Annotated in this window: 21 protein-coding genes; 4 read left to right on the forward strand and 17 right to left on the reverse strand. The window is 63.7% G+C overall.

What is annotated here, in order from left to right:
* Positions 1-35: 35 nt before the first annotated feature.
* The 11 genes from trpA to hisH all read right to left on the reverse strand — a co-directional run bounded on the left by trpA (position 36) and on the right by hisH (position 10,206).
* The gene (gene trpA / locus CLAC_RS07405) at positions 36-818 is read right to left on the reverse strand and encodes a tryptophan synthase subunit alpha (protein WP_053412360.1); all 783 of its coding nucleotides are present in this window, start codon (positions 816-818) and stop codon (positions 36-38) included.
* Entirely contained in the window at positions 819-2,108 is a 1,290-nt protein-coding gene (gene trpB / locus CLAC_RS07410; RefSeq protein WP_053413340.1) for a tryptophan synthase subunit beta, read from the reverse strand. It lies immediately after the preceding gene.
* A 108-nt stretch (positions 2,109-2,216) separates the two neighbouring features.
* Positions 2,217-3,029, reverse strand: a complete 813-nt coding sequence (gene trpC, locus CLAC_RS07415) for an indole-3-glycerol phosphate synthase TrpC (protein ID WP_053412361.1) — start codon at positions 3,027-3,029, stop codon at positions 2,217-2,219.
* A gap of 11 nt (positions 3,030-3,040) precedes the next feature.
* Positions 3,041-3,736, reverse strand: a complete 696-nt coding sequence (locus CLAC_RS07420) for a TIGR02234 family membrane protein (RefSeq protein WP_053412362.1) — start codon at positions 3,734-3,736, stop codon at positions 3,041-3,043.
* 7 nt (positions 3,737-3,743) lie between these two features.
* Positions 3,744-5,288, reverse strand: coding sequence for an anthranilate synthase component I (locus CLAC_RS07425; RefSeq protein ID WP_053412363.1), 1,545 nt, complete (start codon positions 5,286-5,288; stop codon positions 3,744-3,746).
* Between the two features lie 38 nt (positions 5,289-5,326).
* Entirely contained in the window at positions 5,327-6,481 is a 1,155-nt protein-coding gene (locus tag CLAC_RS07430; RefSeq protein WP_245621830.1) for an alpha/beta hydrolase, read from the reverse strand.
* Between the two features lie 68 nt (positions 6,482-6,549).
* Entirely contained in the window at positions 6,550-6,948 is a 399-nt protein-coding gene (hisI, locus tag CLAC_RS07435; RefSeq protein WP_053412364.1) for a phosphoribosyl-AMP cyclohydrolase, read from the reverse strand.
* Positions 6,945-7,721 (reverse strand): imidazole glycerol phosphate synthase subunit HisF, encoded by a 777-nt coding sequence (gene hisF / locus CLAC_RS07440; RefSeq protein WP_053412365.1) that lies wholly within the window; start codon positions 7,719-7,721, stop codon positions 6,945-6,947. The genes hisI and hisF overlap by 4 nt, the downstream gene beginning before the upstream one ends.
* Positions 7,722-7,805: 84 nt before the next feature.
* Positions 7,806-8,618, reverse strand: coding sequence for an inositol monophosphatase family protein (locus CLAC_RS07445; protein WP_053412366.1), 813 nt, complete (start codon positions 8,616-8,618; stop codon positions 7,806-7,808).
* Between the two features lie 44 nt (positions 8,619-8,662).
* Complete coding sequence (gene priA, locus CLAC_RS07450; protein WP_053412367.1) at positions 8,663-9,394, reverse strand: bifunctional 1-(5-phosphoribosyl)-5-((5-phosphoribosylamino)methylideneamino)imidazole-4-carboxamide isomerase/phosphoribosylanthranilate isomerase PriA; 732 nt, start codon at positions 9,392-9,394, stop codon at positions 8,663-8,665.
* 125 nt (positions 9,395-9,519) lie between these two features.
* Positions 9,520-10,206 (reverse strand): imidazole glycerol phosphate synthase subunit HisH, encoded by a 687-nt coding sequence (hisH, locus tag CLAC_RS07455; RefSeq protein ID WP_053413342.1) that lies wholly within the window; start codon positions 10,204-10,206, stop codon positions 9,520-9,522.
* Positions 10,207-10,377: 171 nt separating this feature from the next.
* Here hisH and CLAC_RS07460 point away from each other — a divergent pair, with 171 nt between their 5' ends.
* Complete coding sequence (locus tag CLAC_RS07460) at positions 10,378-11,007, forward strand: arsenate-mycothiol transferase ArsC (RefSeq protein WP_053412368.1); 630 nt, start codon at positions 10,378-10,380, stop codon at positions 11,005-11,007.
* 30 nt (positions 11,008-11,037) lie between these two features.
* On the opposite strand, the gene CLAC_RS07465 is transcribed toward CLAC_RS07460, so the two are convergent.
* The 5 genes from CLAC_RS07465 to hisD are packed head-to-tail and all read right to left on the reverse strand — an operon-like array spanning position 11,038 to position 15,910.
* Complete coding sequence (locus CLAC_RS07465; RefSeq protein WP_053412369.1) at positions 11,038-12,489, reverse strand: MFS transporter; 1,452 nt, start codon at positions 12,487-12,489, stop codon at positions 11,038-11,040.
* Positions 12,489-12,701 (reverse strand): hypothetical protein, encoded by a 213-nt coding sequence (locus CLAC_RS07470; RefSeq protein WP_053412370.1) that lies wholly within the window; start codon positions 12,699-12,701, stop codon positions 12,489-12,491. Before CLAC_RS07470 ends, CLAC_RS07465 begins: the two co-directional genes overlap by 1 nt.
* Positions 12,702-12,748: 47 nt before the next feature.
* Entirely contained in the window at positions 12,749-13,387 is a 639-nt protein-coding gene (hisB, locus tag CLAC_RS07475; RefSeq protein WP_053412371.1) for an imidazoleglycerol-phosphate dehydratase HisB, read from the reverse strand.
* 57 nt (positions 13,388-13,444) lie between these two features.
* On the reverse strand, positions 13,445-14,593 hold the full coding sequence (locus tag CLAC_RS07480) for a histidinol-phosphate transaminase (protein ID WP_053412372.1): 1,149 nt from the start codon (positions 14,591-14,593) through the stop codon (positions 13,445-13,447).
* Positions 14,594-15,910 carry a histidinol dehydrogenase gene (gene hisD / locus CLAC_RS07485; protein ID WP_053412373.1) on the reverse strand — a complete coding sequence of 439 codons (1,317 nt, stop codon included), beginning with the start codon at positions 15,908-15,910 and terminating at the stop codon, positions 14,594-14,596.
* A 256-nt stretch (positions 15,911-16,166) separates the two neighbouring features.
* On the opposite strand from hisD, the gene CLAC_RS07490 reads away from it, so the two are divergent.
* From CLAC_RS07490 to CLAC_RS07500, 3 genes are read left to right on the forward strand one after another with little or no spacing between them, the layout of a single operon-like run.
* Positions 16,167-17,888, forward strand: coding sequence for a hypothetical protein (locus CLAC_RS07490; RefSeq protein WP_245621831.1), 1,722 nt, complete (start codon positions 16,167-16,169; stop codon positions 17,886-17,888).
* Between the two features lie 36 nt (positions 17,889-17,924).
* Positions 17,925-19,700 (forward strand): tetratricopeptide repeat protein, encoded by a 1,776-nt coding sequence (locus tag CLAC_RS07495; protein ID WP_053412374.1) that lies wholly within the window; start codon positions 17,925-17,927, stop codon positions 19,698-19,700.
* Positions 19,701-19,733: 33 nt separating this feature from the next.
* Positions 19,734-20,351 carry a hypothetical protein gene (locus CLAC_RS07500; RefSeq protein ID WP_053412375.1) on the forward strand — a complete coding sequence of 206 codons (618 nt, stop codon included), beginning with the start codon at positions 19,734-19,736 and terminating at the stop codon, positions 20,349-20,351.
* 7 nt (positions 20,352-20,358) lie between these two features.
* Here the strand turns inward: CLAC_RS07500 and nadC are convergent, their stop codons facing one another.
* The gene (gene nadC, locus CLAC_RS07505; RefSeq protein ID WP_082313232.1) at positions 20,359-21,255 is read right to left on the reverse strand and encodes a carboxylating nicotinate-nucleotide diphosphorylase; all 897 of its coding nucleotides are present in this window, start codon (positions 21,253-21,255) and stop codon (positions 20,359-20,361) included.
* Between the last annotated feature and the right edge of the window lie 27 nt (positions 21,256-21,282).

A 21,282-nucleotide genomic window follows, 5' to 3' on the forward strand; every position in this document is an offset into this window, starting at 1 on the left:
GGTCGCAGACTCCGCCGCCACCAGGGATGCGCTCATTAGTTGATCTCCCCTCGTACTCCGGCCGACAGCTCGCGACCCAGTGCCGCCAGCTCCTCGGTGCCTTTGGCCGCGGCTTTGATCAGCGCCGAGCCGACGATAACGCCGTCGGCGAACTGTGCAATCTCAGCGGCCTGCGCCCCGTTGGACACTCCCAGGCCGACGCACACCGGAGTATCGGTGACCTCCCGGGTCCGGGCAACCAGCTCGGCGGCCGCCGAGTCGACGCTGCTCTGCGCGCCGGTAACGCCCATGTGGCTGGTTGCGTAAACGAAACCGGTCGAGGCGTTCGCGGTTAGCTGCAAACGCTCGTTAGTCGACGAAGGCGCAACCAACATGATGTTCGACAGGCCATTGGCCTCAGCGGCGGCCCGCCAACGACCGGCCTCCTCCGGAATTAGGTCCGGGATGATGGTGCCACGGACACCAGCCGCGGCGAGATCTTCCGCAAACTTCTCCGGCCCGTACTGCAGGATGGGGTTCCAGTAGCTCATCACCACGCAGGTGCCGCCACGCTCGGTGGCCTCGCGCACGACACGCATTGCCTCGCGGGTGCGGAATCCGGCCTCAAGGGCGACATTCGCAGCCTCTTGGATGGTTGGTCCGTCCATCATCGGATCAGAAAACGGCAGACCAACCTCGATGAGGTCAGCGCCCGCCTTCACCAAGGTATCGATATTCTCAATCGACTTCTCCGTCGTCGGGTAGCCCGCCGGCAGATACGCGATGAACGCCGCGCGATCTTCCGCACGTACCTTTTCGAAAACGTCACTGAGACTCATTTAGGAATCCTCCCCATCGGCGCGCTGAACAGCGGCACCATCCACATCGGCATTTTCATCACTGGACATCAGCCCGAACCACTTAGCGGCGGTATCGACGTCCTTGTCTCCTCGGCCCGAAACGTTGACGATAATGACCGGTTTGCGCCCGAGTTCCGCACGCATCTCGTCGGCCACTAGGCGCGCAGCGGCAACCGCGTGCGCGGACTCAATAGCCGGGATTATTCCCTCCATGCGAGACAGGTCGCGGAAGGCCTCCATTGCCTGGGTGTCGGTCACGGGGACGTAGGTTGCGCGTTTGGTATCGGCCAGGAAGGAGTGCTCGGGTCCAACACCCGGGTAGTCCAGGCCGGCCGAAATCGAATGCGACTCAATAATCTGGCCGTCCTCGTTTTGCATCAGCGCAGCGAAGGAGCCCTGGAAAACGCCCGGGTTTCCCGCAGCTGCGATTGGCGCGGCGTGCCGGCCGGTCTCAACGCCGTCACCTCCAGCTTCCGCGCCGATCAGGCGCACAGACTCATCGTCGATAAAGTGGTGGAACGCTCCGATGGCGTTCGAACCGCCACCCACGCAGGCGATCACGGCGTCGGGAAGCGAATCGGTCTCGGCCAGAATCTGCTGGCGTGCCTCCGCTCCGATGATGCGCTGGAAATCGCGGACCATCGTCGGGAAGGGGTGCGGGCCCGCAGCGGTACCGAAGCAGTAGTAGGTGTCATCGGCGTGCGAGACCCAGTAGCGCATCGCCTCGTTGATGGCATCCTTCAGCGTCTTAGAACCAACCTCGACCTCAATGACCTCGGCGCCGAGAAGGCGCATGCGGGCGATGTTGAGGCGTTGACGAATCGCGTCGACTTTGCCCATATAGATGCGGCAATTCAGGCCAAGCAGGGCGCAGGCCGTAGCCGTGGCCACGCCGTGCTGGCCGGCGCCGGTCTCAGCGATAATGTTGCGCTTGCCCATGCGCTTGGCCAGCAGCACCTGGCCCAACACGTTATTGACCTTGTGGCTACCGGTGTGGTTCAGGTCCTCCCTCTTCAACCACACCTCGGCGCCAATCGCCTCGGAGAACTTCGACGCGAAATACAGGGGCGATGGCCTACCGACGTAGGTGCGCTGCAGACGGTCTAACTCGTCGAGGAAGTCCGGATCGACTCGCGCCTTCGCATAGCCATCGGTGACCTCGCCAATCACTGCCATCAGCGCTTCCGGGACGTACTGGCCGCCCCACTGGCCCCAGTGCCCGAGAGAATCCGGCTCGTGTTTCGTCGACTGCGCAACGACCTCGCCCATCGTGGGCAAACGGTCGCCGCGGACATCCTGGTTCTTGAAATCGTGGTCACTCACAAGTAACCATTGTGGACTATTCCCACCCCGCGCGGGAGCATCAGGGCGAAAAAACTAAGACCCGTTACCGGTCGCAGTGGGATGCACACCCGCGGCAACGAGCCGTCGGCAAGCCTCACCTGGGTGACCAGCGGTGACGAGCCCCTCGCCAACCAGCACAGCGTCGGCACCGTGGGAGGCGTAGTAGCGCAGCTCCTCCGGGCCCTTGACACCGGACTCAGCAACCTTGATGACGCTGTCCGGCAGCGTCGGCGCCAGGCGCTCAAACACCGACAGATCGACCTCGAGGGTCTTGAGGTTGCGGGCGTTGACACCCAGGATTTTCGCCCCGGCGGCAACGGCGCGCTCGACCTCCTCCTCGGTGTGCGCCTCGACCAGAGCGTTCATGCCCAGCGACTCAGTGCGGTCCAGGAGGGATTCCAGAGTCGGCTGGTCCAGCGCCGAGCACATCAGTAGCACCAGGTCGGCACCGTGCGCGCGGGCCTCGTGGACCTGGTACGGGGTGACGATGAAGTCCTTGCGCAGCACAGGAATATTCACCGCACGGCGAACCGCATCGAGGTCCGCCAACGAGCCCTGGAAGCGACGCTGCTCAGTCAGGCACGAGATGACGGCGGCGCCGCCCTTTTCATACTCCGCCGCCAGCTCCGCCGGGGAGGCAATCTCAGCGAGCTCTCCCTTCGACGGGGATGCGCGCTTGACCTCCGCGATGACCTGCACGCCGGGCTTGCCGAGGGCCGCCACAGCGTCAATCGGAGAGGGGGCCTTGCGGGAGAGCTCCTTAATCTCCTCGTAGGAAATCCTCGCCTCGCGGGCGGCGAGGTCCTCGCGAACTCCAGCAATGATGCCGTCTAGAACGTTAGCCATGGTGATCCGACCTACTTCCCTTTTACATCGCGGGTTCGTGCCTTGTCCGAACCAGCCGCGTTCTCGTCCAAATCAGTTGGGTCCACGCCCGCGTCCAGAGCATCCCACAGAACTCGGCCCGATTGCGGGTCCGATTCCAGGTCCTCCGCAATGCGCTCGCGGCGCACCTCCGGAGTCTCATAGGCACTGGACTTTTGCTTCTTCACCTCGCCGGGACGGCGAATCATCACCACCGCGCCCAGCAGCGCCACTGCGCAGCACAGCAAAGTTAGGGCAGGTCCTGCTGAATGAATATGGACCGCCTCGACCTGAGCCCAATCCGCCACGGTCACCGGCGCGTTCGCACGCTGAGAGGCGCTGCCCGAGGTCAGCAGGTCCAAAGCCCTTTGCTTATCGACGCCCTCTTCGCCCCCGGACAGCAACATCATCGGGGACCAAGATGCAACCACGGCTAGGACGGCGCTCAAAACGCCGACGACCCGGCGCCCTAGCTTCCCCAGAATCAGGGTGGCGACGACACCGGCGATTAGTGCCAGGCCAATCGACTGAATCTCCGGCGCCCATACAGCACCTACGATGCCGTTGGCTGCAGCACCCGACTTGTCATCAAAGGTCTCCACGGTCAGCCACGACATGCGGCTGGATAGCCACATGCCCACCGCCCCGAGAGCGATCAGGCCGCCCGAGGCAAACATCTTCGATTTCATCGGTTGACTAGTTCCCTTCCACTGGTGTCAGAGTCTCGGCGGCTGCGACCGCACGCAGCACCGCGGCCGCTTTATTCCGAGTCTCCTCGTCTTCCGCCAAAGGGTCAGAATCGTTGACGATTCCACCTCCGGCCTGAACATACACCGTACCGCCCTTCTTCACTCCGGTCCGGATGGCAATAGCCTGGTCGGTATTGCCGCGGAAGTCGAAATAGCCGACGGTGCCGCCGTAGACGCCGCGGCGGGTGTCCTCGAACTTGTCGATAATCGACAGCGCCGAGGGTTTCGGCGCCCCGGAGAGCGTTCCCGCGGGGAACGTGGCCGCAAACGCGTCAACGGCGGTGGCGTCGTCGGCAAGCGTGCCGGTGACGGTGGAAACCAGATGCATAACGTGGCTGTAGCGCTCGATATGGCGGAAGTCGTGCACCTTGACCGTGCCCGGGGCGCAGACGCGGCCGAGATCGTTGCGGCCGAGGTCCACCAGCATCAGGTGCTCGCTGTTTTCCTTCTCGTCGGCGAGAAGGTCGCGCTCGAGGGCGTTGTCCTCTTCGACGGTGGCGCCTCTCGGGCGGGTACCCGCAATCGGGTTGGTGATGACGTCGCGCCCGGAGACCGCCACGAGCGATTCTGGGGAGGAGCCGACAATCTGGAAGGCCGTGTCCGCAAAGTCCTTCGTCGGGACGTTCAGCAGGAACATGTAAGGGCTCGGATTAGACGTCCGCAGGATTCGGTAGATGTCGAATGCGGAGGCCTCGGTGTCCATCTCGAAGCGTTGGGAAAGCACAATCTGGAAAGCGTCTCCGGCGCGGATGTGCTCCTTGCACTCCTCGATGCGACGCATGTGCTCCTCAGCGGCGCGCTGGCGTCGGAAGACGGGCTGCGGAAAGCTAACCTCCGCGGGCCGCAGGTACGAGGGCTCGCTGAGGCGATCGACCATAGCGTCGATTCTGCTGCAAGCGCGGTCGTAGGCCTGGTCAATCCGCTCATCGGAGCCGTCCCAGTTCACCGCGTTAGAGATCAGCCAGAGCACTCCCTCGTGATGGTCGAAGGCGGCCAAGTCCTCGACCAGAAGCTGCATCAGCTCCGGGATTTCCAGGTCGTTGTCGGTGCTGTCCGGCAATTGCGGCTCGATAAAACGCACCGTATCGTGACCGAAGTATCCGACCAGCCCCGAGGTCAGCTTCGGCACCGAGGCATCCGCCGCAAACGGCAGCTCGGTGTGCAACAGGGCCAGGGTATCTCGCACGGCGTCCAGGGGATTTCCACCCTCCGGCGCGCCTTTCGGGGCATTGCCAATCCAGGCTGCGTTGCCGTCCTTGTCCACGGTCAGTGCCGCGCGGGACCCACAGCCGATGAACGACCACCTCGACCAGGACTGCCCCACGTCCGACGATTCCAGGAGGAACGTGCCAGGACGGTCGGCTGCCAACTTGCGGTATGCCGACAGCGCGGTCTCGCCATCGGCCAAAACCTTACGGATGACGGGCACGACCCGGTGGTCAGCAGCCAGCTCGCGGAATCGCTCCCGCGTGGTCATAGTGATACGAGTCATAGTGGCTATTGTGCCACGCACTCACGTCAACGTAGCGATTAACCCCAGCCGAGCTCCATGCGCAGCGCTCCCACAGCCTCGTCCAGCGCTGCGCGGGCCGCATCCCAAATACCGAAGGAATTCACGAACGGGTGCACAAGCCCCTCGTTCACGCGCAAGCTCACCCGGTTGCCCGCGTCCCTCAGCCGCGCCGCGTACGCCTCTCCCTCGTCGCGCAGAGGGTCGAACCCCGCCACCGTGATAAAGGCAGGCGGCAGGCCGGCAAGGTCGTCGGCAAGCAAAGGCGAAGCATAGGGATTGCTGCGGTCGGACCAGCTGGCGCAGTATTGATCGGCATACCACTTCATGTGCTCGGCGGTGAGGAAGAGACCACGGGCAAACTCGCGAGCACTATCGGTCAGCGGCCCCGACTCGTCGTAGTTGGCAAGATCCAGTGTCGGGACGAAGAGCATCTGCAAAATGGGCAGCCGCTCGCCGGCATCGCGCAGCTTCAGACACACCGCCGCGGCAAGGTTTCCACCCGCGCTGTCCCCCGCCACCACTACTGCGTTGGGATCGGTGCCGCCCACTCGCCCACCCAGGATTTCCTTGACGACGGCCTCACAGTCCTCGAGTCCCGACGGGAAGGGGTTTTCCGGAGCGAGCCGGTAATCGACGGAGACCACCGCGACACCCGCTTGCGCACAGAGATAGCGGCAGGTGTTGTCGTGGCTATCTAGCGAGCCGAGCGTCCAGCCGCCACCGTGGAAATACACCACCGTCGCGAGCTCATCGGAGAGGTTAACACCCTCGGGCCGGTAGTGGCGCACGCGCACACCGGCAATCTCGTGCTCCAGTACATGCTCAACCTCAACCCTCGGCCCCGCGCCCAGGCGAGCCTCGCGGTCGATAATGACGCGGCCCTTCGTAGGCGGGACATCGACGATATCCACCGGCGCCATCACGGCCAGCGCCCGCAGGGAGGCCGCTACCTGAGCGTCGAGGCGGTAGCCGCGGGCGTTGCTGGGCCGTCCGGCAAGTCCCAAAACTGGTTCCGGCAGCTTGGACATCATGCGCGCCGACCAGGCCGTGACCTTGGCGATTGCGCCTTCCGAGGGGTACTCGGCGAGTCTCAGGCCCGCGAAGTTGTCCTTCTGCGCTCGAGCTTCTCTGGCTCGGGTTTCTTCTGGGGATTGAATCGGTGTTGCGTTCATTCCCCTAGGAAACCACAATCATTTTGGCCACAAATCGTTTTCGACAGAATCGCTGTTGCCGCTTGTATCTAAAAGACCGGGTGCACGTCGAAGCAGGAGTGAGCTCCAGTGTGGCACGCGGCACCAGACTGAACGACCTCCATCAGCACCGTGTCTCCATCACAGTCCAGAGCCAGCGAGGTGACCTTCTGGAAGTGGCCGCTGGTCAGCCCCTTGATCCAGTATTCGCGGCGCGAGCGCGACCAGTAGGTGCCGCGCTTGGTGGCGATCGTGTAGGCCAGCGCATGGGAATCCATCCACGCCATCATCAGAACTCGACCGGAGCCCGACTCCTGAACGATTGCGGGAATCAAGCCGTCAGCATTGAATTTTGCAACGTCAGCGATACTCTTGGGCAGCTCGTAGGCTGTCGGGTCATCGCCTGCGCCGTGTTCCTTCGCTCCCGGCGCTAATTCTGCTGCACTCATTTGCGGACCTCAATTCCCTCGCGTGCCATTTCCTCCTTAACCTCGGCGATGCTGACTTCACCGAAATGGAAAATCGATGCCGCGAGTACCGCATCCGCTCCAGCTCGCACAGCAGGAGGGAAGTGGTCTGCGCAGCCAGCGCCGCCGGAGGCAATCACGGGGACGTCCACAGCCGCGCGCACCTTCTCGATGAGCTCCAAATCGAAGCCGTCTTTTGTCCCGTCACCGTCCATGGAGTTCAGCAAAATTTCGCCGACGCCCAGCTCCTCGCCGCGTCGGGCCCACTCCACAGCGTCAATTCCCGCCGAGCGCGAGCCTCCGTGCGTTGTCACCTCAAAGCCCGAGGGCTGCGGCTTCTCCCCCGCCGGAACTCGCCGGGCATCCACGGACAGGACCACGCACTGCGCACCGAATCGTCGGGACAGCTCGCTGAGCAGCTCCGGTCGCGCGATAGCCGAAGTGTTGACGCTGACCTTGTCAGCCCCCGCACGCAGCAGCTGGTCGACATCCTCCACGCTGCGCACACCGCCGCCAACAGTCAGCGGAATGAAAACCTCACTCGCCGTGCGCTTAACGACGTCCAACATGGTTCCACGCCCATCCTTCGACGCAGTGACATCCAGGAAGGTCAACTCGTCGGCGCCTGCCTCCCCGTAGCGGCGAGCGAGCTCGACGGGGTCGCCCGCATCGCGGAGGTTTTCAAAATTGACGCCCTTGACGACGCGCCCGTTGTTGACATCCAGGCAAGGGATAACGCGAACTGCGACAGACATGGGAATTGGCTCCTAAAGTTTTAAAGAAAATAATGCAAAATACAGATCGATGGTCGACGAAAAACTTTCCCGGCGGGACTTCTTTTACCGCCTAAACGTCGTGGGATGGTCCAGCCCCTCGATGATGGACAGAAGGGAGGCATGCACGTCTTCCGTTCCGGCGAGGACCCCAAGGGAGTCATGCCTCCACGGCTTACCCTGCAAATCCGTCACGATTCCGCCGGCTTCCGCAATCTGGAGAACGCCGGCCGCGTTATCCCACACATGTGGGGAGAACGTCACGGTACCTCCAAAGGCCCCCATCGCAGTGGACCCCAAGTCGACACCGACGGAGCCGGTAATCCGGATCGTCGGGTAGCGCTCCCCTACCTTCGATAGAAGCAGCTGCCTCCAGTCGCGAGGAAACGTGCCGTCGGAGCGGGCAATCACCGAGCCAAATGCGATGGAAACCGGTCGGCCGGACTCAGCGTTCATCGAAACCCTGTGGCCATTGACGTACGTTCCGCTACCTTTCGCAGCGGTCACGCGACGGCGCAGCAGGGGCATCGATGTGATTCCCACGATGGGCTCGCCCTGGCGCATCAGCGTCAGGAGCATCGCACACAGCGGGAACCCAGCCGCGTAATTGGTAGTGCCGTCAATCGGATCTATGACCCAGGCGGTGTGCTGCTCGGGGACCTTGCCACCAAACTCCTCGCCGTAGACCGGAAGACCTGAATACATGGTGAGGATTTGGCGCAGCTTTGTCTCAATCGCCAAATCCGCTTCCGTGGCGAAGTCACCGCGGGCCTTGGTGATGACGGGTTCCGACCCCACATGCTCAGCAAACAGCCCCTCGACTTCATCGAGAGCGGCCTCAGCGATAGCGAGCATCGCACGTGGTTCCAGCGCTTCCATGGACTGACCTCGGGTTCCTTTTTTACCTCGCGGTTGCCTTCGGGCTAACGAGCGATTGCCAATGCTTCTTCAAGAGTGAAGCGACCGGCGTAGAGCGCCTTGCCGACAATAGCGGAGTCAACACCGTCAACCACCAGCTCCTTGATCGCAGCAATGTCATCGAGGCTGCTGATGCCTCCCGACGCGACGATGGGCGCCTCGGTAGCCGCAGCGACATCGCGCAGCAAGTCAACATTCGGCCCCTGCAGGGTGCCGTCCTTGGACACATCGGTCACGACGAAGCGCGACGCACCCTGCGAGTCCAGGCGCTCCAGGACTTCCCACAGGTCGCCACCGTCGGAGACCCAGCCGCGGCCACGAAGGCGCCACTGCCCCTCCTCGTTGCGAACGTCCAGGCCGATTGCGACGCGGTCGCCGTAGGAGGCGATAACCTCGCGGCACCACTCGGGATTCTCCAGGGCGGCGGTGCCGATATTCACACGCTTGCATCCGGTCGCCAGCGCTGCCTCGAGAGACTCGGTGTCACGAATGCCACCGGAGAGCTCCACATTGACGTCGAGCTTGCCGATGACATCGGCAAGCAGCTCGTAGTTGGAGCCGCGCCCGAAAGCGGCGTCCAAATCCACCAGGTGAACCCACTCTGCACCGGCATTCTGCCAGTTGAGCGCGGCCTCCAGCGGGGCACCGTAGGAGGTCTCTGAGCCGGCGGCGCCCTGCACCAGGCGCACCGCCTGACCATCGGCGACATCAACAGCGGGCAGCAGGGTCAAACTCATGGGGCACTACTCTCTATCAAGCTCTTTAAAGTATCCGCCGGTTCCCGACAAATTAATACGAAATTGCCGACGAACCGCGGCCTGGGAACAGGCTAGGTATTTCAGTATAGATGTCCGCTACGGCGCTACAGGGTATTCACCCAGTTTTGGAGCAGGCGCAGTCCGGCCTCTCCTGACTTCTCGGGGTGGAACTGCGTCGCCCAGAGCGGACCATTTTCGACCGCAGCGACGAACCTGTCCGATTCGTGCTGAGCCCAAGTCACCAACGGAGCCGCGATGCGCGATTCCGCCTTCAACTCCCAGCGGCGCACGCCGTAGGAATGCACAAAGTAAAAGCGCTCCTGCTCCAGGCCGGCGAACATCTTCGAGCCCTCCGGCACGTCAACGGTGTTCCAGCCCATGTGGGGCAGGATTTTCGCCTCCAGCCTCTCGACGGTGCCCGGCCACTCTCCGCATCCGGGTGTTCCCGTGGCGGAAATCTCTGCCCCGTGAATTCCCTCGGCGTATTCGACGCCGCGGTCAAAGAGAACCTGCATGCCAACGCAGATGCCCATCACCGGGCGCCCACCCGCCAGGCGGGAGCCAATGAGACGCGGTCCCTGTACTTTGCGCAGCCCCTCCATACAGGCGGCATACGCCCCAACGCCTGGGACGAGCAGACCGTCGGCGTTGATAACAACGTCCGGATCTGCCGTGACAATAACGTCGGCTCCAGTCGACGATACTGCCCGCTGCGCGGAGCGGAGGTTTCCAGAACCGTAGTCGAGAATTGCGACGGTGGGTCCATTCACTGCGGAAGAGGCATCTTTCATATCTCGGAATTTTAGGCGGTCGATTTCCCACAACTCCACCTGCCCCTCCATATTCTCCACCCCTAGCGTTTATGTCACCGATCAAAAGTGATTCTCCGCGACATTTGGTAAACTTTAGGTTAACTCCACGTTAATTATGTGGGCATAATTGAGTTATCTGAAAGGCTCCCCATGACCGCCCCAACCCTTCTCGACCGCCAGTTCTCAATTGTCCGAGAGGACCTCCACCGCCACTACGACCAGCTCTGCGGCACCGAAGTAGTCGATAGCATTCTCGATCAGGTCATCGACGAGATCTCCGCCGGCGCCAAGGTCACCACCTTCCTCCCTGTGCTCGCCGAGCGCGAGACTGCCGAGCGGATTAAGGCATCTGCGGCAAGCGGCGCTTCGACCGCCCCGAGGAAGGAAATCCTCTTCGCGGATCGTCGCGGTTCGGGTCGCTGCCAGATCGCAGCCGCCCTGACACAGCACCTCGCCCGAGAGCAGCTATTCGTCCGCAGCGTCGGGTTGCACCCCGAAGAAGGCATCAACCAGCAGGTCCTGCGGGTTCTTCGCGATCGCGGACTGGACACCTCACAGCTGATGCACGCACCAATCACTCCGCGCGTGTCACACCGCGCCGATGTTGTTGTACTCATGGGAATCGAGGAAACCCCAGCAGTCCCGGGAGATCGCTACGTCACTTGGGATATCTCAGACCCGGACAGCGCCAGCGATGAACAGCTAAATCAGATCATCGATGACACCGAGGCCGCGGTCCGCGGACTCCTGGCCGAGCTCGGAGTCACTCCGACCGATTAGACGTCGCCGGGAACCGGCCTGCGAGCCGAGCTACTGGCGCTTTTCCTGGCGCACTTGCCGCGCCTGCGCCCTCTTCTCCTTCGAGGCCAGGCGCGTTACCGCATTCTTAGCCGGACGCGCTGCACGCACAGCAGCCTCCGGGGTGCGGCGCCTGACCGCACCGCCGAGCTTGCGCAGAGTCGCGCGGGTGTTGTGGTACTCCGACACGCGGTGCTTGCCGACGACCTGGTCCAGCACGGCGCCGATCAGGCCTACTGCGACCAGTGCCGCTGCGAAAGCGAATACCGCCGGGTAAGGCTTCAGCGCGGCCGCGGCGACAGCGCCGAGGACGAACGAACCGATGCCGGTACCCGAGTCAAAGGCCATGTTCCAAAACGCGCTCGCCTCAGCGGTACGCTCGCGTGGAAGGCGGGCGAACATCAGCAGCAACGCCTCGTTTTGGGCCATGCCAAAGCCCGCGCCGTAGAACGCCGCGGCAGCCAGCAGCAGCCACGCGGAGAAGCCGAAGAATACGACTGCGGACATCATCGCCAGGCCGAAGAACCCGCTTACCATGGCGGGCACGATTAGGTCGCCGGCACGGGAGCGACGATCCGCGTAGATGCCCGCGAAGTAGCGGAATACCATCTGCGCCCCGCCGAGAACCGACAGGGACAGGCCCGCCACAACGGCTCCGGAGACCGGGTCGACCTCGCCTGCCGCGGGAGCCAGGAAGGCCGATACGCCACCGAAGCCCATAGCGATCGTGCAGATTGCCACTGCCGGGATTGCGACCAGCTTCCAAGTCGCCACGTGCGCCACCGGGCTCGGCTGCGATGCTGCGGACCCCGGGACTGGCTCGCCGACGTTTTCCTTGCCTCCCTTGCCCTGCTTCGGCGCGGGCTTAATCTTCGGGATGAACAGCGCCATCACCGAGCCAATGACCGAAATCGCGGCACCTAGAATGTAGACCGGGGCGTAGGAGCCCAGCTCATCGGCGATAATGAGGCCGAGCGGGAGGAATAGCAGCTCGGATAGCCCCACGGCCACGCCCAGCGCACCGGAGGCCTTGCCGAGGAACTTCACGGGAACCAGCTCCGCAATCAGGGCCGATTCCGCCACAGTCAGGGCACCGAAGCCCATGCCACGAAGCACCGCGATTCCGAGGACCAGGCCCGCCGAGGTGCCAAAGACGTGGAGGATCGTCGGCAAGCCGAGGAACAGCCCCGAAATGAGCATGGTGAGGCCATAGCCGAGGCGGCGGCACATGCGCGGTGTCTGAGTCTGGGTCAAAACGGTCGCGGCCATGAACACACCGGTGTAGGCACCTGCGAGAGAGGTGCCGCGGCCATCGTCAAGGATGGCCTGTGGAATGACCGGCATGAGCAGCGACCAGCCACCGAAGGCGGCCATCACTGCGATAAGGGTGGGTATGAGACCGGGTGCTTTCCACATGCTGTCCAGCTGATTCAGCTGCTTGCGGTCCATCACCCGGGACACCATTAACCCATCACTCCTAATAACCACAACACAGCGCCGGCAAGCGCGATTACGGCGAGGAGGCCAACAACTAAAGTTCCGACCCGCGAGCCGACTTTATACAGCGACCATGCCCCGCCGACGAGAACGCCAGCGACAATGAACAAAAAATAGGTGCCCAGCGTGACGCCCGTAGACGCCTGCGCGTGAAGCACTTCCTCTGTCGTTGGTACCATCGAAAACCCTAAAACTCCAGTTAGCACCCAAATTAAGAAGCGTTCAGCTACAGCGTTCCCTTAGTGGAGGGGATCCCGGAGACACGGGGATCGTCCTCACAGGCGACTCGCAGCGCCCGGGCGACGGCCTTGTACTCGGCCTCGGTGATATGGTGCGGATCGCGGCCGTAGAGGCAGCGAACATGCAGCGCAATCCGGGCGTTGAGCGCAAAAGATTCGAAGAAATGCTCGTTGATAACCGTCGGGTAATGCCCGCCGATGACCGCCGTGAGCATCTGATCTGGCTCGCCCTTGGCCACGAAATACGGCCGCCCGGAGACGTCCACCACCGCCTGCGCGAGGGTCTCGTCCATTGGGATGAAGGAATCGCCGAAGCGGCGGATGCCGGACTTGTCTCCGAGAGCGTCCGCGAAAGCCTGACCGAGCACGATACCGGTGTCCTCGACAGTGTGATGGGCGTCGACGTCGGTATCTCCGTTGGCGTGAACCGTCAGGTCAAAGCTGCCGTGGGAGCCGAAGGCCGTCAGCATATGGTCGAAGAAGGGCAATCCGGTGGAAATATCGGTCTTGCCCGTGCCGTCGAGATCGACAGTGCAGACGATGCTCGACTCCTTCGTGGCGCGCTCAACGCGTCCGACGCGCTTAGGCTGTTCAACCTCGAGGTGGTCCGTGTCGCTGAAATTCATTGTGGGGTTACTCCTCGTAATCCTCGTCGTGCTGTAGTCGGGGTCTTCTGCGTTTGGTTATTGCCCACCCAGTCCGGCCTGGCGCTCCGCGATATCCTTCGCCGCCGCGAGGAACGCATCATTTTCGCTGGACAGACCGATGGTCGTGCGCAGGCGACCTTCCACGCCGACGTCGCGAATCAGCACTCCCCGATCCAGGAATTCACGCCACGCGGCAGCAGCGTCGTCAAAGCCACCGAAGAACACGAAGTTGGAATGCGAGTCGATTACGTCATAGCCGTATTCGTGCAGAGAAGCTACGACGCGGCCGCGTTCGTCGGCAAGCGCAGAGACTGTGGAGAGCGTCTCGGACGAGTGGCGCAGGGCCACGGTGGCGGCGGCCTGCGTCAGCGTAGAGAGGTGGTACGGCAGGCGAACCAACATGACCGCGTCGATGAATGCCGGATTTGCCACGAAGTAGCCGAGGCGACCGCCCGCGAAGTCGAATGCCTTGCTCATGGTACGGGAGACGACCAGCTTTGCGGGGAACTCGTCCAACAGGGTCACAGCCGAGGGCTCGTCGGTGAACTCAGCATAGGCCTCATCGACGATAACGATGCCGGGCGCGGCCTCGGCAATCTGGCGCAGCGCGTCGATGCCTGTGAGGTTACCGGTGGGATTGTTCGGAGTTGTCACGAAGATGACGTCCGGGCGATGCTTCTCGATTGCGGCCAGCGCGACATCCAGGTCGATTTCGAAGGTCTCTGGGTTGCGATCAATGCCGATGAATTCCGTCTGCGTGCCCGAGGAGAGAATCGGGTGCATGGAGTAGCTGGGCACAAACCCCATGGCGCTGCGCCCCGGGCCGCCGAAGGCCTGGAGCAGCTGCTGCAAAATCTCGTTGGAGCCATTGGCGGCCCACACCTGATCTGTATCAATCTGCACGCCGGTCTGCCAGGTCATGTACTCGGCGAGCGCGCGGCGCAGCTCTACGGCATCGCGGTCCGGGTAGCGATTCAGGTCACTGGCGACTTTCTCCACCGTCGCCACCAGCTCTTTAATCAGCGCGTCCGACGGCGAGTAGGGGTTCTCGTTGGTATTGAGGCGCACGTCGACGTCCAGCTGGGGCGCACCGTAGGCCTCCTCACCGCGCAGCTCCTCGCGCAGGGGCAGGTCCGCCAACCGCAGCTTGCCGACGCCGCTTGCATTCGCATCGGGGTTGCTCATTTACTTATCCATCCCTTCGAAACGTGCGCGAATCGCCTCGCCGTGGGCGGGCAAGCGCTCCTCATCGGCCAGCACGACGACGCTATCTGCCACTTCTTTCAGCGCGGCCTCACTGTAGTCGACAACGTGGACCGACTTGAGGAAGGTGTGCGTGGACAGGCCGGACGAGTGCCGCGCGGTGCCGGAGGTCGGCAACACGTGGTTTGAGCCCGCAGAGTAGTCGCCCAGCGGCACCGGCGAGAAACGGCCTACGAAGATGGCGCCGGCGTTGCGGATGCGGTCTGCCACCGCCCTCGAGTCTGCAGTGTGGACTTCGAGGTGCTCGGCGGCGTAAGCGTCGGCGACGGTGACACCTACGCTCATGTCGTCAACCAGGACTATGCCGGACTGCTGGCCGGTTAGGGCCTCGCGGACGCGATCGGAGTTCAGGGTGACGCTGTAGCGGTTTTCAACCTCACGGTCGACGGCGGCGGCGAAATCGGCGTCATCGGTGATGAGGACGCTGGCCGCCATGACATCGTGCTCCGCCTGGGAGATCAGGTCGTACGCGACGGAGACCGGGTCGGCTGAGTTATCGGCGAGGATGGCAATCTCGGTCGGACCCGCCTCGGAGTCGATACCGACGACCGAACGACACAGGCGCTTGGCGGCGGTGACGAAGATATTGCCCGGCCCTGTAACCATGTCGACGGGCTCTAGCCCCTCGGACTCATCGCCGTAGGACAAAAGCGCCACGGCCTGAGCACCACCGACAGCCCACACCTCCTCGACACCGAGCAGCTTGCAGGCCGCCAGGATTGTCGGGTGCGGCCAACCACCGTGGTCTGCCTGCGGCGGCGAGGCCACCACCAGGGAGTCCACGCCGGCTTCCTGCGCTGGGATAACGTTCATCAGAACCGACGACGGGTAGACGGCGTTACCACCCGGCACGTACAGGCCGACCCTGGCCACCGGAATCCACTTCTCCCGGACGGTTCCGCCGGGGAGAATCTCGACCGCCTGATCGGACGGCTTCTGCGCCGCGTGGAATTTACGGACCCGCGCAATTGACTGTTCCAGAGCGTCGCGAACTTCAGGGGCAAGGTTGGCGGCTGCGGCGTCAATGACGTCGGCAGGCACCTTCAGCGACTGCGGGCGAATGCGGTCGAACTTTTCGGAGTACTCCATTGCAGCCTGCGCTCCACGAGCGGCGACATCATCCACCACCGGCTTCACGGTGGGAATCATCGAATCGACGTCGGCAGCACCGCGCGGCAAAGCTCGGCGCAGAGTTGCTGTGGTGGGAGTCTGTCCGCGGAGATCGACAATGGACAACATAATCTCTTAGTAACCGCCTATTCGCACGATAATGTGGCCGCTGTATTAGCTCGGCCATTGTTGCTGGCTCTAACTCGGTGTTATAAGGATTAAGCATATCTGCATCTGCGACGTAGGCCACGATCACCCCAAAATCCGTGAATGAAAGTCGTTTCCACTAGCGGAATTTTTGCTCTATTGTGGGGAACCTAAGACACAACAAAAATGCACAGGGTCAAGGTAGACTCGGCCCCATCCCATAAGGTGCGCCCTCAAATTGGCAAGGCCTCGCTATTTCGTTCGCCTTCGCTCCCCTCTGGGCGCGCCGGATTCGCACATCGGAGAGGTATCTGCAGTGGCTCAGGACGGACAAGGCCCTCAACTGCCACAGCTGGTAGCAGCTCATGCCGAGGCAACCAGCGCTGATGATTCGCTCACCGCGCGCCGCCTCGAATCGGTGTTCGCACACCACTTCTACGACACTGAGCTGTTCGGTTCCCCGGAGCAGGCGGGAGCCGAGGAATCCTACGGTGCGTTCTACCGCCTGGTCCGTGAGGTCGCCGAGGCCCTGGGCGATAACCGCAGTGCGCACGACGCCGCGATGAGCTGGATGGTGTGGGCCTCCGACCACGACGATGTGGCGGAGTACTGGCGGGCGCGAGCGCGCCTCGCTGAGGACGAGGCGGAACGCTACGTCAGCTTCATTGCATACGGCCCCTCCTCCGCTGCTGCGGAGTCCGAGATTCCCCTCATCTCCCGCATGCGCCGCGAGATTCACTCCTACCGCGACCTGATTCTGGCCTCGGACGTGGTGGAGACCGGCCGTCTCAGCGATCCAGCCGAAAAGAGCCAGCGCCGCTATTCCAAGCGGGCCGCGCTGATTGATGCGCTGTTCCGAGTCGAAAAAGCGCTGATGAGAGTACGTCGCGCTGACCTGGCAGAAGATCTTCAGCAGCTCATCCGAAAGCTGCCGAACTCCGAGCAGTCGGAGCGTATCCTCCTGGCCAAGACGCTGATGGAAGCCGCATTCCTCCACAGCGAGGGCAACGTGGTCCAGGCCGCCCGGCTATGCGCCTCGCAGCTCAAGGCCATCGGCGAGCGCTCGGTTATCGCAGGTATCTCGCTGCGCAGTAACCTAGCTAGTTACTCGGTGGAGACCGGAAACAGCGACACCGCTTTCCGCATGTTGTCCAACAACGTAGTCGTCGCCGACGCTCACGAGCTGGATCTGGACCACGTACTCGCGGTCCGGGACATGGGCGAGATTGACTCGATTGGTTCAATCTCCGGCCCCAGCCACGAGGAGCTACTCGCCATCGCGCAGAGGGCCCACGACGCAGCCCACGGCTTCCCTAAGTGCGACATCACCATGGACATTGCGCTGCTGACCGCAACCGAGCACTTCGCCGTCGGGGACTTCGCTGCAGCTCAGCCGCTGGCGGAGTCCATTGCCGCCTGGTCCGAGAACACTCCGGATTACCTGCGCACCGACGCCGCCTGCGCTATTGCCGCCACGTCTTCTCTGGAGCTGGACGACATGCAGCACTCCGCGGTGCTCTTCGATGCCCTGGCCGATTTGAGGTCCCAGTACGCGGCGTCGGAAAGCCCTGCGGAGACCCTTATGAACGCCGCCCTGGAGCTGACCAACGCGGGGGCGGACGGCGCGATCGCCGCGCACTTGATGGAGCGTTCGCGCGAGCTGGTCGCCGACACTTGGGAAAGCGCGAAGTGGCACGAGTCCATGGCGCTGCTGCGCTGGGCCGATTGGGACGACACCGGGGTCTACGGCTTCGCAAACAACGCGGCGAGTCTGTTCCTCGAGGTCCACGCCCCTTCCGACGCCGCTCGCGTGCTGGCAGTCGCGGTTCGCGCGGCCGCGGGCGCGCACGACGCGAATGCGGCCGAGAACTACGTCGCCCGCATCGACGAGCTAATCGCCCCCACCCACCCGCTTCACGACGAAGTCCACACTCTTCTAGCGGAGGCCCGCTCCCAGTAACGTTCGCTTCCGCCCGTTTTGCATACCGGGCGGAGCGTGGCCGAAGATGGTCTGATGGCGTGGTGGGATATTGAAGATGACGCGTGGCCGCAGGCCCCCGAAGCACCCGGAACATCCGGGGCTCCTAGCGTCCGAGACGATGTGCTCGGCGGCAGCGCGGTAGCTAGGGCGGACGCGGCGCCGCTGCCTATAGCGCCCCGTTACCCCGACCGGCAGCCGCAGCCGGTCCCAGAATCCCTCGGCGAGCTCCTGCGGTTTTCCCGTGCCGCCGGGGCGAGCCTGGACCATGTCTCGAGCTGGCGCGCTGTCAGTGCCTTTGCCCGAAACTTCTGGCTGGAGGACTCCCCTGCCTCGGACGCGGATAACATCGGCGAGTTCTATGCTCTGCGCCATGCCGTAGCGGACCAGCTCGAGCTGGTCGACGAGGCCGCGACCGCCCGCGCCGAGTGGCTCGCCTGGGCCGAACACTCGGGCATCTACCCCGCGATTTTACACGCGCGCTCCTACATGGCCTTCGCCGAGGCGGAGGCCTTCATCGATGCGAACCCGGGCGATATTCTCACAGGCGCCCGTCCCACGGGCGCGGACGTCCCCGAGCTGGTTTCGCTTGCCGACGACATCGTCGCCGTTTCCCCCGACCCAGCTCAGGCGTATCACTACGTGTTGTCCGCAGCCGTCGCGGGAGCCGCAGCTTCGCTGGCCCGGCGCCCCGACATTGCGCAGAAGCTATCCGAGTGGACCTCCCGGTGGGCGCCGAAGCGCAGCGGCCACGACGACCGGAAGCTGCTGGCAGCCCAGCTCGCCCACGGCCGCGGCGAACTACGCACGGCCGCACGAATTGCCGCCGAGGTCGCAAGCGCCCCGCAGTCGGAGCCGGTGACCACGACCATCGAGGCCCGTCAATTCCTGGCCTACCTGTCCTTGGAGGCCGGCGAAGACGCGGAGGCAATCCGGCAGCTGCGCCCGATTGTCAAGGCTGGGCTCGAATTGGATCTCACTGTCGGCGTGCTGCGCAGCGTGCGTTTGCTCGCCGCACTGCTAAATTCTGCGGGTGAATTCGCCGAGGCGGCCGAGGTAGCGCACTCGGCACTCGAGTCCGCGGACTCCATGCCACTGTGCCCCATGCGAATGGACATCCAACTGATTCTCGCCCGCAGCCTGCTGGACTTGGATAGCCCCGAGCAGGCCCTGCGCTTCGCAGAGCCTGTCGCCCACTGGTCGACGCTCACCGACGATGAGGAGCGCACCGACGCTGCCTTTTCCATCGCAGCTGCCGCCGCGGGCTTGGCCGGCGATGAGGCCCGCAGTGTGGCGCTGCTGGTCGACCACGGCGAACACCTGCAGCGTCTCGGCGATTTTCGGGGCGCTGCGAAGTCCTATCGCCAGGCCGCCAGGTCACAGATCAACGCAGCGGCGATTCCTGGGAGTGCGGGAAGTTCGGCTCTGGATCTCGACACCGCACTCGAGGCCGCGGAGTCGCTGATGAACCGCTCCCGCGCCCTCATCGACGCCACTAACCACTGGGACCTCGCCGACTGGCACGACGACCTCGCATTCATCTACTACTCGTCGGCACGCGACTCGCTGGCGCTAGCCCACGTCGAGACGGCGGCGAACGGGTATCTGGCCGCGGGCGACGGCGAGGAATCCGCGCGGGCGCTGTTGACGGGACTGCAAGTCAGCCTGGACTCCGGGGACACGGTGACCGCGGAATTCTACGCCCGGCGGGTCGAGGAGCTTCTTCCCCGCGCGCAGTGGGAAGGCCACCCCGTCCTGGATGCGCTGGACCGGCTGGTGGAGGGCGAACGCTAGCGCTAGGTACACGCCACAGTAGAGTGTTTAGCCATGGATTCCTCTCGCCCGGACGCTACCCCAGCCAATCCCGCCGACCAGCCTGCGACAACCGCCGGCTCTCCGCAGGAGCTCTTCGACGCGGCGCATTCTTTGGCCGCAGATGACGCCCTGTGGGAGGCCGCGCTGCACCTGATGCAGGGCTTCGAAAAGCTCGGCGACAAGGCCGACGCCCCGCAGACCGACTCGCTCGGGCGCCCCATCCGCGGCTCCGCACCGAAGCTGATGGACAAGGCCGCGGACTGGCTCGAACTGCTGGACAATCTGGAAAAGGATGGCGTCGAGCCGAAGGAGGGCACCCCTCCGAGACACCTGCGCTGGGCGATGTGGCACACCTTGAGCGGACAGGCGGAGATTCGTCGCGGTCACCAGGGCCGTGCCATCGATCACCTCGAGCTCGCCGCAGGCCTCTTCCAGTCCGAATCGTTGAACTCCCAGGCCGTGGCACTGCTGGCGCAAATCGCAGAGTGCCACCTCGACTTGGGGGATGTGGGCCGCGCCGAGGACGCGCTTTTCCGCGCCCAGCCGCTTGCCGACGACACCACACGCGCCCGCTACGGCGACGCCCTCGGGCAGATCAGCGCCGAGATTGCCCGCAGGCTGCGGGCCTAGCACTCGGCTACTGCTCGTCGAAGTCGAGCCCGACGTCGAAAACACGGGCCGAGTGCGTCAGCGCGCCGACCGCGAGGTAGTCCACGCCGCAGGAGGCGTAGTCGCGGGCGACCTCGAGGGTCAACCCACCGGAGGACTCCAGCTGGGTTGCCGGCGAGTACTGGTTTCGGCGCTGCACCGCGATCTGTGTCTGCCAGACTTCGAAGTTGTCGAGCATGACGATGTCCGGCTTCAGCTGCAAGATCGCATCCAGCTGCTCTAGGGTATCGACCTCCACCTCGCAGGGCAGCTCGGGGTAGTTCTGGCGGACACGATTAAGGGCCTCCACGACACCGCCGACGGCGACGACATGGTTGTCCTTAATAAGCGCCTCATCGCCGAGCGCGTAGCGGTGGTTTACGCCGCCGCCGCAGGTTACCGCGTACTTCTGGAGATTGCGCATGCCGGGCAGGGTCTTGCGGGAGTCGCGGATTCGAGCGCCGGTTCCGAGGATGGCGTCCGACCACTGCCTCGTCGCCGTCGCGATTCCGCTGGCGTGGGTGAGGATGTTCAACATGGTGCGCTCGGCGGTCAGCAGACCGCGGGTCGGAGCCGCAATGGTCGCGAGCACATCGCCCGGGCGCACGATTTCTCCGTCGGTGACGTGCTTTTCCACACTGAACTCGTCCGCGATGACCTCCTGCAACGTCCACCCCACCGAGTCGATTGCCGAGACCACGCCGTGCTGCCGCGCAACCAAGCGAGCTTTGGCCCGCGCCGTCGGTCGCACCGTGGACAGCGACGTCACGTCCGGGCCAAAGCTCAAGTCCTCCTGCAGCGCGGTGCGAATCAACCCGCGGGTCAGATTCTCGTTCAATACCCCGCGGAGGTTGTCACTGCCTGCAGAACTCTTCGCGCCAGTCATCTACCTGTCCCTTTCCGACGATTCTTA

Source organism: Corynebacterium lactis RW2-5, assembly GCF_001274895.1.
Taxonomy (GTDB): Bacteria; Actinomycetota; Actinomycetes; order Mycobacteriales; family Mycobacteriaceae; genus Corynebacterium; species Corynebacterium lactis.